This window comes from Chitinophaga deserti, from assembly GCF_003149455.1.
In the GTDB taxonomy this organism is placed as follows: Bacteria; Bacteroidota; Bacteroidia; order Chitinophagales; family Chitinophagaceae; genus Chitinophaga; species Chitinophaga deserti.
Genome location: NZ_QFFK01000004.1, coordinates 139,447 through 155,206 on the forward strand (window position 1 = coordinate 139,447; position 15,760 = coordinate 155,206).

At 51.9% G+C, this 15,760-nt stretch carries 11 protein-coding genes; 8 read left to right on the plus strand and 3 right to left on the minus strand.

Annotation, left to right across the window (positions count from 1 at the left end):
• Positions 1 to 3: 3 nt before the first annotated feature.
• From DEV76_RS10380 to DEV76_RS10405, 6 genes are read left to right on the plus strand one after another with little or no spacing between them, the layout of a single operon-like run.
• Complete coding sequence (locus DEV76_RS10380; protein ID WP_109697837.1) at positions 4 to 1,626, plus strand: carbohydrate-binding protein; 1,623 nt, start codon at positions 4 to 6, stop codon at positions 1,624 to 1,626.
• An 11-nt stretch (positions 1,627 to 1,637) separates the two neighbouring features.
• Positions 1,638 to 2,699, plus strand: a complete 1,062-nt coding sequence (locus DEV76_RS10385) for a DUF5007 domain-containing protein (RefSeq protein WP_109697838.1) — start codon at positions 1,638 to 1,640, stop codon at positions 2,697 to 2,699.
• Positions 2,700 to 2,731: 32 nt separating this feature from the next.
• Entirely contained in the window at positions 2,732 to 5,965 is a 3,234-nt protein-coding gene (locus DEV76_RS10390) for a SusC/RagA family TonB-linked outer membrane protein (protein WP_109697839.1), read from the plus strand.
• An 18-nt stretch (positions 5,966 to 5,983) separates the two neighbouring features.
• Positions 5,984 to 7,480: a RagB/SusD family nutrient uptake outer membrane protein gene (locus DEV76_RS10395; RefSeq protein ID WP_109697840.1), complete on the plus strand. Its 1,497-nt coding sequence runs from the start codon at positions 5,984 to 5,986 to the stop codon at positions 7,478 to 7,480.
• Between the two features lie 19 nt (positions 7,481 to 7,499).
• A complete protein-coding gene (locus tag DEV76_RS10400; RefSeq protein WP_157962822.1) occupies positions 7,500 to 8,204 on the plus strand; it encodes a hypothetical protein in 705 nt (234 codons plus the stop codon).
• Positions 8,205 to 8,214: 10 nt separating this feature from the next.
• Positions 8,215 to 9,825: an IPT/TIG domain-containing protein gene (locus DEV76_RS10405; protein WP_198652021.1), complete on the plus strand. Its 1,611-nt coding sequence runs from the start codon at positions 8,215 to 8,217 to the stop codon at positions 9,823 to 9,825.
• 47 nt (positions 9,826 to 9,872) lie between these two features.
• On the opposite strand, the gene DEV76_RS10410 is transcribed toward DEV76_RS10405, so the two are convergent.
• From DEV76_RS10410 to DEV76_RS10420, 3 genes are all read right to left on the minus strand, one after another.
• Positions 9,873 to 11,174 (minus strand): DEAD/DEAH box helicase, encoded by a 1,302-nt coding sequence (locus tag DEV76_RS10410; RefSeq protein ID WP_109697843.1) that lies wholly within the window; start codon positions 11,172 to 11,174, stop codon positions 9,873 to 9,875.
• Positions 11,175 to 11,340: 166 nt separating this feature from the next.
• The gene (locus DEV76_RS10415) at positions 11,341 to 11,748 is read right to left on the minus strand and encodes a hypothetical protein (RefSeq protein ID WP_109697844.1); all 408 of its coding nucleotides are present in this window, start codon (positions 11,746 to 11,748) and stop codon (positions 11,341 to 11,343) included.
• An 11-nt stretch (positions 11,749 to 11,759) separates the two neighbouring features.
• Positions 11,760 to 12,113 (minus strand): hypothetical protein, encoded by a 354-nt coding sequence (locus DEV76_RS10420; protein ID WP_109697845.1) that lies wholly within the window; start codon positions 12,111 to 12,113, stop codon positions 11,760 to 11,762.
• Positions 12,114 to 12,288: 175 nt separating this feature from the next.
• Between DEV76_RS10420 and DEV76_RS10425 the strand changes: the two genes are divergently transcribed.
• Both DEV76_RS10425 and DEV76_RS10430 read left to right on the plus strand, forming a co-directional pair.
• On the plus strand, positions 12,289 to 12,957 hold the full coding sequence (locus DEV76_RS10425) for a hypothetical protein (RefSeq protein ID WP_109697846.1): 669 nt from the start codon (positions 12,289 to 12,291) through the stop codon (positions 12,955 to 12,957).
• Between the two features lie 457 nt (positions 12,958 to 13,414).
• Entirely contained in the window at positions 13,415 to 15,751 is a 2,337-nt protein-coding gene (locus tag DEV76_RS10430) for a family 10 glycosylhydrolase (RefSeq protein WP_198652022.1), read from the plus strand.
• Positions 15,752 to 15,760 lie beyond the last annotated feature (9 nt).

The following is a 15,760-nucleotide window of genomic DNA, read 5'->3' on the forward strand; positions in this document are numbered from 1 at the left end:
TATATGAAAAAGTTTTCCTTCAGTATTCCCGTTATTGCCGGCGCGCTGCTGGCCACAACGTTCTCCTGCGAAAAGAAGAACGTTGAATTCCGCGACATGCGCCCGGTAACGGAAGTGAACATGTCTACCTACGACTTCATCAGGAACGCCAATAAAGGCGGTCTTTACGATACACTCATTTACCTGCTCGATAAAACCGGTTTGGCCGATAAGCTGAAATCCGGTAAGCTCACCTTCTTCGTGCCACAGGATTTTTCCATTCAGGCTGCCATGTACGATCTCAACTTCACCCGTGAGAAGCGTGGTGAGCTGGGTAACTGGACGGTAGACAGTGTGCGCCTTGGTATCTGGGATACCCTGCTTTCCCGTTATATGCTGGAAGGCAATTATACCCTCGATACGCTGCGTTATGCCGATGGTATGAACCTGACAACCCCCTATGGTTATGAAATGAACGGAAAGGCCATTATAACCACCGCTTCCGGCATCGAAGGGGGCGGCTCGTCCGTGATCCAGTATTCCGATAAGAACAACAGCCGTATCATGAAAAACTGGGTACTGGCTACAACGGAATCTGCTAATCTCAAAACCACTACGGGGATCGCGCACATGCTTGAAGCCAAACATATCTTCGGGTTTTCCTCCTTTACGCCTATGGCATACCCGCCTGTGCGCCGTCCTTATTTCGAACAGCCACTGGGCCTTCCCGGGCATATCGAAATCGGATACTACGACCGTGGCGGGCTGGGGCTTGCGTACCAGGATAACGACGTGGCGCAGAGAGGTACCTCGCCTTTCCGTAAAGATGAAGGTGTGGACCTGGACAACTGCAGCGAAGGTTTGTACAACACCGGGCATACCAATATCAACGAATGGGTGAAGTTCACGGTGAAGATCAATTACACCGGCTCTTACCGTATCGCCTGCATGGTGGCTTCTCCAAACGACCATGGCCGCCTTCGTATTGAACTGGACGATGTGAACATATCCGGAAGCATCGTGGTTCCTAAAACCGGCGGTTATCAGACCTGGAGAACAGTGGAAGTTCCCAATGTTCAGCTGGTAGAAGGTGAGTACACCCTCCGTCACTTCCTCGAAACAGGTGGTTATAACGCAGGCCGTTTCGCCTTCCTTCCGAACGACCGTGTGCCTTACAATATCCAGCCCCACAGCATCCCCGGCGAGATCTTCGCTACTGAGTTCGACTATGGCAGGTCCAATGAGTCTTATTTCGACAGCGATGCAGGCAACAAAGCCAACGGAAAAGCGGAGCACCGCGTGTTTGAAGGGCCCGACTGTGAAAAAGTGAACGAGGCAACCGGCACCTACGCCATCAGTCATGGTGTGAAAGGGGAGTGGCTTACTTATTCCGTGGATGTGAAACAAACCGGCGATTACAAGATCGTGTTCCGCACCAGTGGCACCGGTACTGCCGGTAAGCTGCACATGGAAATGGATGGTGTTAACATCACCGGCAACGTGAACGTGGTAGCCACAGGGGCTTACGCCACCTATAAAGACCTGGAAGGCCCTGTGGTACATCTTACGGCAGGCCGTCATATCCTGAAATATGTGAATGACAATGCCGGGTTCAACGTGTACAAATTCAAATTCATCGCCCAATAAAAACAGTCCGAATGCAAACGATTAACTCACGGGAATGGAAGCGCCTTTTTACCGCCGCTTCACTTTTTACCCTGCTGCTGGGCGCCACCGGCTGTTATAAGAACCTGCTGCCTGAGGAAAAGGATCACCTCAGCAACAATATGAACTATACAACGGAAACGTTTATAGCCAACCTCGGTAAAACCAATGTATTCATCAACGTGTTTAACGCCGATTATTCCACCCAGCCGCTCGAATTCACTATCGAGAATGTGCGAAAAGGCGATAAGCAACCCGCGCCTTTCCTGCGCGACCTGGTGGATACCCGGCAATGGAAAACATGGTACAACGGAACGGAGAAAACCATCGCGGAGATAGAAGCGAAGACCTTCGTGCAGAAGCGCCCTATCCTCGATATCCGTCCCAATTCCGGCGAAATCATTTTCTGGAATGTGGACTCTTTCAAAGTGCCTTATGATATGTATTACTTCGATGTGCGTGTGAAAAACAAAGGAGGGGAGCGCCTGTTTACCAACCTTACGCTGGACCTGCGCCGTCCAAAGCCATACGATCCTTACATCTACGATGATATCACCGGCATACAGAAACCACTGAACAGCGGCGGCGTTGTGAAAGCGCATGACGTGAGGAACCTCCGCGACTATCAGCAGCGGGTGCTTACGAAAGACAGTGTGGACGTTTACTTCGTGAAAACCGGCAATGCGAAGAACACCGTATCGTTCCGCTTCTTTAACCGCGATTCTACCGTGATCCCGCTTACCGTATTCGATATGCAGCGGTGGGACAGCCTGTATTATTACAGCCCCATGGCCGATATACGGGTGAAGTTCGGATTCAACCAGCGGTTTGACAGAGACAGTACCATCGTTACCTATGATATTCCCAATCCTTTCCCGGTGTTGACCGATGTATCCGGCGGGCTGGATATGGCATCGCTGTATTTCGATTATAAGCGGGTGAATTTCGGCCGGCAGGAGCTGGGCTTTGTGGCGGTTAGGTTCGCCATACTGGAGCCCGGAGAATGGACCGTGGCCGTTAAATTCAGGCAAACGCCCAAATTCGAAGACGACTGATATCGTAAACACCAAGTAAAAAAGAAACTGATATGCGAAATATATATCTAAAAGCGATGGCGCTGTGTACGGTCTTCCTGCTCTTCGCAGGCAGCATCGCCCTGGCGCAGCAAAAGATCACCATCAAGGGTAAGGTGACGGATGCGCAGTCGCATTCCGGCATCCCCGGTGTCAGCATCCTCGACGCCACCCTCAAAAAGGCAATCGCCATTACAGATCAAAATGGTAACTATTCTGTAAGCATAGAATCTGACAGGTCCCTGCTTTTCCGTTTTATCGGTTATGAAGATAAAACCGTAAAAGCCAACAAAGCAGAGATCAACCTCACCATGGCTCCCGCCGAGAAATACCTGAAGGAGTCCGTGATTGTAGGGTATACCACCCGCAGCAAGGGTTCTGTAACCGGCGCCGTATCCATGATCGATAAGAAGGATATCCAGGATGTACCTGTAGCCAACCTGGAGCAACTGCTGCAGGGTAAGGTGGCAGGGATGAATATCCAGAATATCAGTGGCGCCCCCGGCTTCGGCGGTTCCATCAATATCCGCGGTATCTCCCAGCTGAACGTTACCGGTAGTGGCGATGAGGCTTTCCTCTCCAGCTCCAACCCGCTGCTCGTGATCGATAACGTACCCATCGACTATGATGGCGGCATCGACCAGTCTATGCTCCAGCCCGGTGCCGCTACTGGCCCGCTGGCATTGCTGCCCCCGGAAGATATCGAGTCCATCGAAGTGTTCAAAGATGCGCAGGCCGCATCTCTGTACGGCTCCCGTGGCGCCAACGGTGTAATCGTGATCACCACCCGCCGTGGTAACTCTGCCGTTCCCATCATCAACTTCAACAACAGCATCTTCCTCAATACCCCGCCTAAACTGCGGCCAGTATGGGGTGGTAACCTCGAAAGGGACTTCCGTACCTTCACCATCCTCAATTACAGTGAATACGACTTCCTTGCCAAGATTCAGCTGGCTACTGCCCAGTTCATCACAGACAGTCTGAACGGTTTTTACAATAACAGTACCGACTGGCAGGGGCTGTTTTACCAGAAAACCATCAACTCCAACAATAACCTGCAGATCAGTGGCGGTAATGCGAAGATGAACTATAAAGCCAACCTCGCTTACCAGATGAACCAGGGTATTATCAAGAACACCGGTTTCAATAAATACACGGCCAACATGCAGCTGAACCTGCAGCCCAACGACAGGCTGCGTATCAGTGGCCAGCTCTTTGGTGCATTGGGTCAGAAGCAGCGTGGTAATGGTGGCGGTCTCACCGGTAACGGTGCGGGTAACGCCTTCTCCAGCTCCCTGCTGCCCGGCCCCTCGCACTTCCTGGAGTTCCCAGAACTGAGAGCTTATCTCGAGAACGTAGATGATAACAACACCGTGAACATCCGCTCATACCTCAGCGTGGAATATGAAGTACTCAAAGGACTACGGCTTACCTCAGCCACGTCTTACGACTACTACACCGATACCCGCGACCGTTTCAACCAGGCCTTCAGTAACAATAACCAGACAATGATCTATGGTTTCGTTTCCCGCAGGGGAGAGCTGAACACACGTAACGGTCTTGTCTACAACTTCACCACCAATCCCGAAAACAGTGAGAAAGCGCACAACCTGCTGGTGAGTGTGTTTACCGAAGCCAATATCAAGGAGCGGGAAGATCATATCCGTGATATGCGGAATGGTCCGAGTGATTTCTACTGGGGCCCCCGTGGCTACAGCCCCCGCTTTTATCCCGGTAACCCGTGGAATAACGCCACAGGGCATAACGTGAACGGTACGCATGAAAGCGCCACCTTCCACGCACTGTCTTATGCCGGTGTGATCTCCTATAACTTCCGGACCAAGTATAACCTTGACCTCTCATACCGTGCAGATGGTAACTCCAACTCCGGTACCCAGAGCCGTTATTCCATTAACCCGTCTATCGGTGTGCGGTATAACTTTACCAAGGAATCCATCTTCCAGGATTTGAACTTCATCGATTACGGTTCTATCCGTGCTTCTTACGGTATCAACAGCCGCCCGGCTTCTACCCGTGTGAACTCCCTGGGCTACTACAGCATTTACTCCGACTATAACAACAACCCCGCCATCGGGCCTGACTGGGGTATTATGCCCAACCCGTACCTGCAGTCGGAAAAGGCTTTCCAGTACAACTTCGGGTTTGATGCGAGCGTGCTCAAAGGCAAACTCAGCGTTACTTACGACACTTACTTCAAAAAGTCTTACAACATCCTGCAGGATCAGTTCCTGTCTGACGTAAGCGCTTATAACAGGATCCAGGTGAACGGTGGCGCCATCGTGAACTATGGTCATGAGATGGTGATATCAGCACGGCCTTTTACATCCGCAAAAGCGGGTGGTTTCCAGTGGAACGTGTCTGTAAACGGAGCTATTGCACGGAGTGTGATCACAGAGCTGCCCGCAGGCATTCAGATGTCGCGCTACAACGATGGCGGTCCCTTCTACATTGACCTCGCGCGCAAAGTGGGCCGCAACCCCATGAGCAACTACATCTACCAGACAGAAGGTATTTACCAGTACAATAGTGAAGTGCCGGTAGACCCCATCCGTGGTGTGCGTTACAAAACCGGCCGTGGTAATGGTACTACTTACTTCCAGGCAGGCGATCCGCAGTGGCGTGACGTGAACGGGGATTACTTCCTCGATGACCGTGACGACAATATGATTTCCGGTAACCCTGAGCCGCTGATCGTTGGCGGTCTCTCCAATACCTGGAGCTACAAGAACTTCTCCCTGAACATTTACGCATCGTACCTCGCCAAGCGTACCATCATGAACACGGCCATGACTGCCCGCCTCATGAAGCTCACACAACCGGCGAATATCGAATACAGCGGAGAGCTGGGAGGTTCTGTGAACATCTATGACCTCGACAAAATCGATTACTGGAAGAACCCGGGCGATAAAGCCAAGTATCCCAACATTTACTATGTATGGAGGAACGGACAGATCCAGCCATTCCGAGCAGACCAGACGCTTTGGGAAGAAGACGGGTCTTACTTCAAGATCAACCAGATCACGCTGGGTTATACCTTCCGCGATTTTGCATTCATGAAGAAAGCCAAGCTCCGTTCGCTGCGTGCATATGCCACTGCATTCAACGTAGCCATCTTCTCCAACTATTCCGGCCCGAACCCGGAAAACGTGAGCCAGCTGGGCCGCGACAACATCAATGGCTATCCTTCCGCGCGGAGTTATACCGCGGGTTTTACAGCCGAGTTCTAACGAAGAAAAAAACTGATTATGAAAAGGTGGTTTAAAATATGGTGTATAGCAGGAATTGTTGCGGGAGCCGGACTGAGCGCCTGTAAGGGTTTCCTGGACGTTAAGCCCAACGACCGTTTCACGGGGGCAGATTACTGGAGAAACGCCGATGACGCCCAGATGGGTGTGAACGCAGCCTATTCCCAGATGCGTGACCAGTATACCAAATGTATACAGTACAACTTTGCGGACTTCCGCCCCGGGAACTATGATTTCTGGAATAAGACCAACTTCAGGGCCATTTCCCAGAACCTGCTCCGCAGCTCACTGGTAAGTGGTACCGACGGTACCAATGTGCCCCGTGAATCGTGGGAAACCTGGTACCGGTCTATTGCATCGGCTAACCTGGCGGTGGTAAGGATCAACGGAATGACATCCGACCAGATAGGCGATGTGCAAAAAGAGCAGCTGGTAGCGGAAGCACGGTTCGTCAGGAGCTTTATTTACTATTGCCTTGTGCAGAACTATGGTAACGTGCCTTTCCAGTTCTCACCCTATGAGATAGACATGAAGCCGAAAATGAACCAGGTGCAGATTCTGGATTCCTGTATCATAGACCTTCGCAAAGCCGCTCAGGTGCTCCCCGTTGCTTACAACGACCCTACTTACCGGGCCGTACGTGCAACCAAAGGGGCCGCGCTTACCCTCATCGCGCACATGTACATGTGGCAGGCCGGGTTCGATAAAGCCCGCGCCGAAGAGCTGAACCGGAATGCTGCTAACGCTTGTAAGGAAGTGATGGACCTTGGGGTATATAAACTGCTGCCCTATACGGAAGAAACCATGCACGACATCTTCAAGGGCCGTTCCGAAGAAGGGATCTGGGAAATTTCCATGGATGTGAACTATGGCAACGTAACCGGTAACTTCCTTGCCCAGTGGGTACTTCACCAGCCCATCCTTGGCACCGCTACCAACCTGTACGGCGGCCTGGGCAGTGAGATCACCATTAAGCGGGAATACATGGATATCATGTACCCTCCCGGGGAATCCGACAACCGGTTCACCCTTTGGTTCGATGATCCGTATAATACGGTGAATCCCCAGTCGCAGATGTTCCTGAAATTCTCCAGTGTGTCTGACCCCGTAGCACGCCGCTTCGATGCCAACATGATCATCTTCCGGTATGCCGGCCTGCTGCTGCTGCGTGCAGAAGCACTTGCCAATATTGGTGATGATGATGGCGCACGTACCCTGCTTAATGAGATCAGGCTCCGTGCACAGGCTTCCGATTACCTGGGCGCCGGTGGCCAGCCATTGAAGGATGCGATATTCCTTGAAAGGGTAAAAGAACTCTGGGGTGAAGGGCATCGCTGGTACGACCTCGTTCGCACCGGCCGTGTAACCGATATCTCCCAATGTGAGAATGTACTTACGCAGGATGAATTTGACCGTGGCGCCTGGACATGGCCCACACCCATCTCCGCCATGCGCAAGAACCCAAAGATCACCCAAACCGCCTATTGGGCACAATAACCCGACAAACATGATGAGTATGAAAAAAATATTCGCCTGCATGTTGTTCCTGGCTGCCGGATGCATGCTGTTCTCTTCCTGCAAAAAGGATGAATACTATAAAGACGGAGGCCTTGCCAACCCGATCTATAACGGCACTATATACGATTACCTGACCGAGAAAACACTGTACTTCGACAGTGTAAAACATATCATTGACCTGGCAGGCATGAAAGACATGTTTACCAATGATACCATTACTTTCTTCGCCTTTACTGACGACGCCATTAAAGCTGCGATGGACGATCTCAACGCCCAGCGCTTCATGAACCAGGAAGATTCGGTGAAAATGGAAGACCTCGGTGCCGAAGTATGGAAACAGTTTATCAGCATGTACATCCTTCGCGGCAAACGCCTCGCAGGATCGTTCCCCCGGATGGCGCGTGATAATATCCGTGCATTCCCCGGCATCAACTATATCATGCTGAACGGATACATCCTGAACATCGGCCTCGAATACACGAATTACCGCGGTGTGGAAGCCATCGGTCCCAGGATTCTCTACCTGACCGATGTAACCTTCGACCCCAGGGATTTCCGTAATAACAGTAACGTACGTGTAGCTTCCAGCGACATACAGCCCCGTAATGGCGTGATACATGCGCTTACTTACCTGCATGTGCTCGGCTTCCGCGGCGGTGAATTCAGACGCGTGGCGCTTGATTATTTAAGGACCAATGAATAACCTAACACTCATGACACACAAGATATATCTGGGAATGCTGTCGCTGGTGATGATCGCCGGTATGGCAGCCTGCACAAGGGAAACGGTGAACAGCGACGGGCGGAACCCATATGGGGATCCGGTACTGGCTTCCATCATCTTCGCGGAAAACGCTGTACGCCCTGCCAAAGGCTTTGTGAACGATGAAGTTCTCGTACGCGGAACAGGGTTCCTCAAGCATAAAGACAAACTGGAAATCTCCTTCAACGGCGAAAAAGCCGAGATACTGGAAGTGACGGACTCCGCCGTTAAGGTGCGTGTTCCTGCATTCGCCAGCTCCGGTAACATCAATGCCAAAGTAGGTGATGAATTCTATTACGGCCCGTTCTACAATGTGTTCGGTCCGCTGCAGATGGATACCGTGTTTCCCAGCCTGCGGGGTGCCAACGCCATGATCAACACCATCATTGCAGCTAATGACGGGAAGTGGCTCATTGCCGGCCGTTTCAATAACTACGACAATGCCAATAAGACCGGCGGTGTTAACCGTATGGCCCGCGTATTGTCTGACGGTAAGCTCGATAACGATTTCGAGTACGGATGGCAAACCGGCCCGCAGGGCGATGTGAATGCCGCCGTTTACCTGCAGAACGAGCAGAAGTTCCTGGTGGCAGGATACTTCAACCGCTATGCCCGTACGCAGAACGTGTACAGTATTGCACGGCTTAACTTTAACGGAACAAATGACTCTGCGCTGATCGAACTGCCTTCGCAAAACATGGCAGTAGGCTCTTCACTGGCTGGGGGCGTTCGTGGTACCGTGTACAACATGCACGTACTGCCCGACGAGAAGATCCTGCTGGTAGGGGATTTCCGTTACTATGTGAAGCCCAATTACAACCTTACCTCCAGCATCGGGCTGGATTCCATGCATCTGGATTCCACTTTTGTACAGCATATGATCCGCCTGCATCCCGACGGGGTGCTGGATACATCCTGGAACTACGACCTCCAGGAGCATCGTGGCCTCAATACCGTGAACGGGCGTATCTACAAATCGGAAGTACTGCCGGATGGTAAAATTCTCATTGCGGGTAACTTCACCACTTACCAGGGACAGCCTGCACCACGTATCGCCCGCCTGAATGCGGATGGTACACTGGATGCATCCTTCAATCCCGGTTCCGGTGCCGATCTGCTGATTTATGATTTCTACATTCAGCCCGACGGGAAGATCATCGTGGCAGGGGGCTTCAACCGCTTTAACGGGGTGTCGGCCAACAGAGTGGTGAGGATTATGCCTAATGGTGCGGTAGATCCCGGGTTTAGCGTGGGTGCGGGGCCTGATGGTAACAAGATCGACCAGATCGGCCTGCTGCCAAATGGTGCCATCATTCTCACAGGTACTTTCCGGAAGTTCGGGAACCTCACGCGCAATAACTTCATTGTGCTGAATGCGGATGGTACGGTGCATCCCACATACAATACCATTGGCGGCCTGCGGTATGCCACCGCGTCAGACAATGGTTCGGTGACGGAGATACTGCCTGTACAGGGTCAGAAAGCGGTAATGATGGTGGGGAATTTCGATATGTTCGACGGCCGCCCTGCCAACAGGATCGTGAAGTTAGTTTTTGAATAAAGCACGTCTGTAGGGGACAATAAAGCAAAAAGCCATAAGATCTGATCTTATGGCTTTTTTTGTTGCGCGGGGCGATTATTACTGCGTTTGTTATTTCCGTTACGGGAAGGGCCTTTTCTGCCTCCTCCTCCGCCTCTTGGAGGTCCGCCGCCACGGTGACCACCTCCGCCACCTCCACCGCCTGATTTGCGGGATCTGGGGGTGTATTCGGGAACGGGTCCCAGCTCGGGGGGCACAGTGGCTTTTACAACCGCGTGGCCCAGGAGCTCTTCGATGCGGGAGAAACGGCCCTGTTCCTTGGGACTGATGAATGTATACGCGGTACCGTCTGTAGCGGCACGTGCCGTACGCCCGATGCGGTGGATGTAATCCTCCCCGTCGTTCGGTACGTCGTAGTTGATCACCAGGTCAATATCTTCGATATCGATACCGCGGCTCAGGATGTCTGTAGCCACGAGTACGTTGGAGCGTTTGTTCTTGAAATTCAGAAGGGCCTGCTCGCGGTGGTCCTGCTCGAGGTCGGAATGTATTTCCTCCACAGCGAATTTAGCGCGGCGGAGCACTGCTGCCAGTGTTTTTACATTCTGCTTGCGGGAGCAGAAAACAATTACGCTTTCCTTCGGGCGGCTGGTGAGGATGTGTTTAACGAGGGGCACTTTCTGCTCTTCATGAACCACAAATGCTTCCTGCTTGATGCGTTCCGGCGGTTTGGAAATGGCAATATTCACCTGGATGGGATCCTGGAGGATTTTCAGGGCGAGCTTGCGCATTTTATCCGGCATGGTAGCGGAGAAAAGGAGGGTCTGCCTGTCTTTCGGGAGGAAGGAAATGATCTTCTCGATATCGTCGTGGAAACCCATGTCGAGCATGCGGTCGGCCTCATCGAGGATGAGATATTTCAGGCCCTTCAGTTTAACATAGCCCATGTTGAGGTGGGCGATCATGCGGCCGGGGGTGCAGATAACCACATCGGCCCCGGTGGAAAGTGCTTTCTTCTCAATGGCGAAAGATGCACCGTCGCCACCGCCATACACCGCAATAGAGCTGATGTTGGTGTAGTAAGACATGCCTTCGAGTGCCTGTGCGATCTGAACGGCCAGTTCCCGGGTAGGAACGATGATCATGGAATTGATCTGATGGTCGTCGTGCGTATGTGTGAGAAGATTCTGAATGGTGGGAAGCAGAAAAGCGGCCGTTTTACCGGTGCCGGTCTGTGCCGAGGCGATCAGGTCCCGGCCGGATAAAATGACGGGGATAACTTGTTCCTGAACCGGTGTAGCGGTTTTGTAGCCCATCGCATCTATACCATCCAACAGATCATCGTCAAAATCAAATTCGTGAAAATACAATGTATATATGCTTTTTAATATAGGTAAAAAGTAAAGATAAGCATAAATCCGGCACTGCGGGCACGATTCATCATTAAATCCGCCACAAATACGGTTTTGCCAGCATGATAAAGCCGGAAGCTGCTATGGCAGCGCTTCCGGCAGGGTATAGGGATGAAAGGACGGGTCAGGGTGCGGGCGGTATTTGCTGCATGGCAGCCAGTACCTGCGTATGCTGTGCCCGTTGTTTGCTGATACGGCGGCCGCGGAAAAAGAGGTACAGGTTGAAGAACAGCATAACGCCCAGGTAGATGCAGAAGCCGCCCAGTTTGGTGCTCAGTACTTCCAGCATCGTTTGCTGTGTAGCCACTTCCCGCCCGATGGTCATGATGTAAAAAGCACATCCCAGATTCAGGAGGTAGAAGCCTGTTTCGAACAGTTTGTTGGTAGACAGGGCGATCTCTGCCTTGCCGTTGAAAATATCCAGCATAAACACTTTACTGTTTTTGAAAAGCGTGCGCGCTACAAACCAGGTGAGGAATATAACCGCCGGCAGGTATACGAGATAGGCGAGGAAGTGATAATTGGTCGTCATGGTAAGTGGATTTAGGAATGAGGTATTGTTTGTTGTTTTTTGCCGATGTAGTAAATGGCCGCCATGTTGCAGTAATGAATGAATGCCAGTGTGAGGATGATGCGGCCCGTCATCACCGTTACGCTCGTCAGCAGCCCCGTCCAGTTCTCCACCCGTTCCCAGGTACTGATCATTACTGCAGCATACCCCAGGTTAAGGAGGTAGTACCCGGTGAGCAGGAGGCGGTTGATGGCATCCGTTAATGATACATTATTCTGCAAAAGGTGGAGGATGAAGGCACGCCCGTTGCGGTAAAAGATCCAGCCCACCCAAATGGTGACAAAACCTGTGATGCAGCCATAAACGAGGTAAGCCAGCGTATTCATAGTTTTGTTGTTTGACAGATCAAAGGTATATGATGATATTGAACTTTCAAAATGTATTGAAAGAAAAATATATTGAGGTGGTATAGCATGAATCCGTTTCCCGTAGTTTTTGATCCGTTTCCCGTACCAGCGGGATGGGGAGGGGTGCTATCTTTGCGGCGACAAAAACAACATCATGAAAAAGTTAACCCTGCTATTCCTTACAATCGTTCCCTTGATCCTGCTCGCAACCGCTGCAGGCAAGCGTTCCAGCCGGATGAAACATCCCGCTGCAGTGCAGGCTCCCGTAAAAGAGACTACTACGGCCACCAGGCCTTTTCATATCGAAGGGAAGGTATTCCGCCTGCCTGCAGGTATCTCACTTGTAGAGCGTACCATGAAAGGGCACGACGCTCTGGACTGCTCCTGTGAAACGGCACACCAGGTTCAGCGTTATGGCGATGGCTGCTTAGTACGCCTTCGCTTCAGCCTCCGCAATCATACCGCAGCAGATGTGAAAGTGACGCTGCCTGCCGGACTGGTATTCCTGAATAAGTACGACCGTTCCAACGATGCTTTACTGGCGCGGCCGGTTGTACTTACGGTACCTGCGGGAGCTGTGGTTGCTTATCACCTCGACCTGTTCGGGCTGAACGAGTCTATCCCCACACCTGGGCCGGAAGGTCCTTACCGTTTCGGTCCTGTATCCGGGAACTACGATCTTCAGGCGCTTTTAATGACGCTGGAGAGCAAATCCCTGGCCGATGTGCATAGTCTTGCCGTTGCCCAGGATGCCATATGGGAGGTTACAAATGGCCATATCCTGAATGCGGCCCTGGCAGGAAAGATTGCCCGGCTGCCCTGATGCCGTGTGAAAAATCAAAAGAACTGAGCACGATAACTGCCGGTTTTTGCCGCAGCGGCCGTTCCCTTCCCGGAGCGGCCTTTTACATTCCGCAAGGCTTATCCATGCAGTTAATATCCTACCAGAATCAGCCCTTTTTGCCAATATTCATCCTTCGCTCATCCTTCGGTCATCCTTCGGTCATCCTTCAGTCAACCCTCAGTTCAAACCACCCCCAGCCGAACTTTGACTAAAAGATGATAGTACAGTGAGTTGATTATCAGTTAATTGAATAAAGTTCATATGTGTGCTTAAATGCGCGTTTCTGATATTATATTAACGTGTTTTGGCTTTATTATTAAGTGAATTGAATGACGGTTTTAATACCGCCACTTTTTTTAGAAAGGAGTAACGGTTGAGGTTGATGAATTGCTCTTATAAGGAAACCTATTCTTTTACATCAACCAAAACCCCTGCTATGCCTGGAATTTTACGCGTCCTGCTGCTTTGCAGCCTTTTACCGGCCGTTACCCTTGCGCAGTCGCCTCCCAAAAGGGAACTACGCGGCGCCTGGGTGGCTACCTACCTGAATATCGACTGGCCCAATAAGACACAAACACCTGCCCAGCAAAGGGCTGCATTCATTGCCATTGCCGATCATCACCGTGCCACAGGCCTCAATGCCCTGTACATACAGGTGCGCAGTCAGTGCGATGCCATGTACCCCAGTGAACTGGAACCCTGGTCTGCCGACCTTACCGGTACTCAGGGCGCCCCGCCTTCCACCTTCTGGGACCCCATGGCTTTCGCCATCGAAGAATGCCATAAGCGCGGCATGGAGTTCCACGCCTGGATCAATCCCTACCGCGCCGTAGGTAACTCCAACAACCTGCCCGGCTTCGCAGCTACCCACGTAGCTAAAGCGCATCCGGAATGGCTCCTCAGCCAGGGTACCCTCCGCGTACTGGATCCCGGACTGCCACCCGTTCGTGATCACATCTCCGCAGTGATCACCGATATCCTGCGCCGCTATGATGTGGACGGTATCCACTTCGATGATTACTTCTATCCCCCTAACGCACCCGCAGGCACCGCGCCTTATAACGACTCTGCCACCTTTGCGGATTATCCGCGTGGGTTTACCGTGAAAAATGACTGGCGGAGAGATAACGTGAACCTCCTCATTCAACGGGTATATGACAGCGTTAAAACCATCAAGCCCTGGGTGAAATTCGGTGTGAGTCCTTCGGGTATTTACCGCAACAGCACCAATCCTGAAATCGGGTCACCTACTGCAGGACTGGAACACTACACCACCCTTTATGCAGATACCAAACGCTGGCTGCAGGAAGGCTGGGTAGATTACATCATGCCACAGGTATATTGGTGGATCGGGCAACCGGGTGCCAACTATGGTGTAATCGTACCCTGGTGGAATAATCAGGCAGCAGGCCGCCATATTTACATCGGCCTCGCCGGATACAAAATGGGTGATGCGGCTGCCGGTGCAGGATGGACAGACTCCACCCAGATACCCCGCCAGATCAGGATGAACCGCAGTCATGCCAATGTATATGGCCAGTCTGTTTACAACACTACCAGCATGCGTGTTAATACCCGCAAAGGCTTCCGCGACTCCCTGCGCCTGTTTATGTATGCGAAACCTGCATTGCTGCCAGCTATGAAGTGGCGCGACAGTATCGCTCCCGCTGCACCTTTCGGATTATTTGCAGAACAAACAGGTGATGATGTGCGCCTCTTCTGGTGGCATAACGGAGATCCGCAGGATCAGCAGAACCGCGCGCGTCAGTTCGCCATCTATCGTTCCACATCACCACAAATAGATACCAACTCGGTAGACCAGCTGCTGGCTATAACGCCGGTTGATTCCATCGGGTATACGGATACTTCCGCTTTACCCGGCACTACCTACTATTATGCTGTAACGGCGCTCGACCGTTATCACAATGAAAGCAGCCGCTCCGCGCTGGCAGCTAACCTTGCGCCCACTATTCAGGGCCCGGGTAACCAGTGGCTCTTTGGAGATGCAGACTGCAGTGCCCCCATACCCGATTACCGCGATTCCGTTATGGTGGATAATCCTGAAGGGGTAACCATTGAGCAGTATCCTGTTCCGGGCAGCCTCGTAAGGCACAATGATCCGGTACACTTTATCGCTACCAACCTTGGCGGGAAGTCTGATACTGCTTCGATGTTCGTTCAGCTGAAAGATACCCTGCCGCCGCAGTTGAGCGAAATCACTCCTTCACCTGCATTGCTGCAAACGCCTAACAATAAAATGATTACCGTAGGCCTGGATTATACGGTGACGGATTGCAGTCCTGTGCAACGTACGGTGACTATTACCAGCAACGAGCCTGATTCCGGCAGCCCGGATTGGGAAGTGGTGAATGAAAACACTGTGAAGCTCCGCGCGCAGCGTAACCCGCTTGGCAACGGAAGGGTGTATACGATTACGGTTACTGCAACCGATACTGCAGGACGTTCCAGCGTTCAGACCAGTTATGTACTGGTGCCGTCCAACAAACCGTGGACGCATGGTAATGGACTTGCCGCTACCGTGTTGCCGAATCCTTCCTTCCATCAGTTTGTGCTGGTGCTGGTAAGCAAATCGCAGCAACCCATCAATATCCGTGTGTACAACAGTGCAGGTCAGCAGGTGGAAGCCCGTCAGGGACTTGCACCTAACAGCACCGTAACGCTGGGAAGCAATTACCAGCCGGGACTTTACTACATCGAAATCATTCAGTTTAACGTGCGCCAGGTCATTAAAGTGGTGAAGCTGGGGCAATAAGGTGTCTCT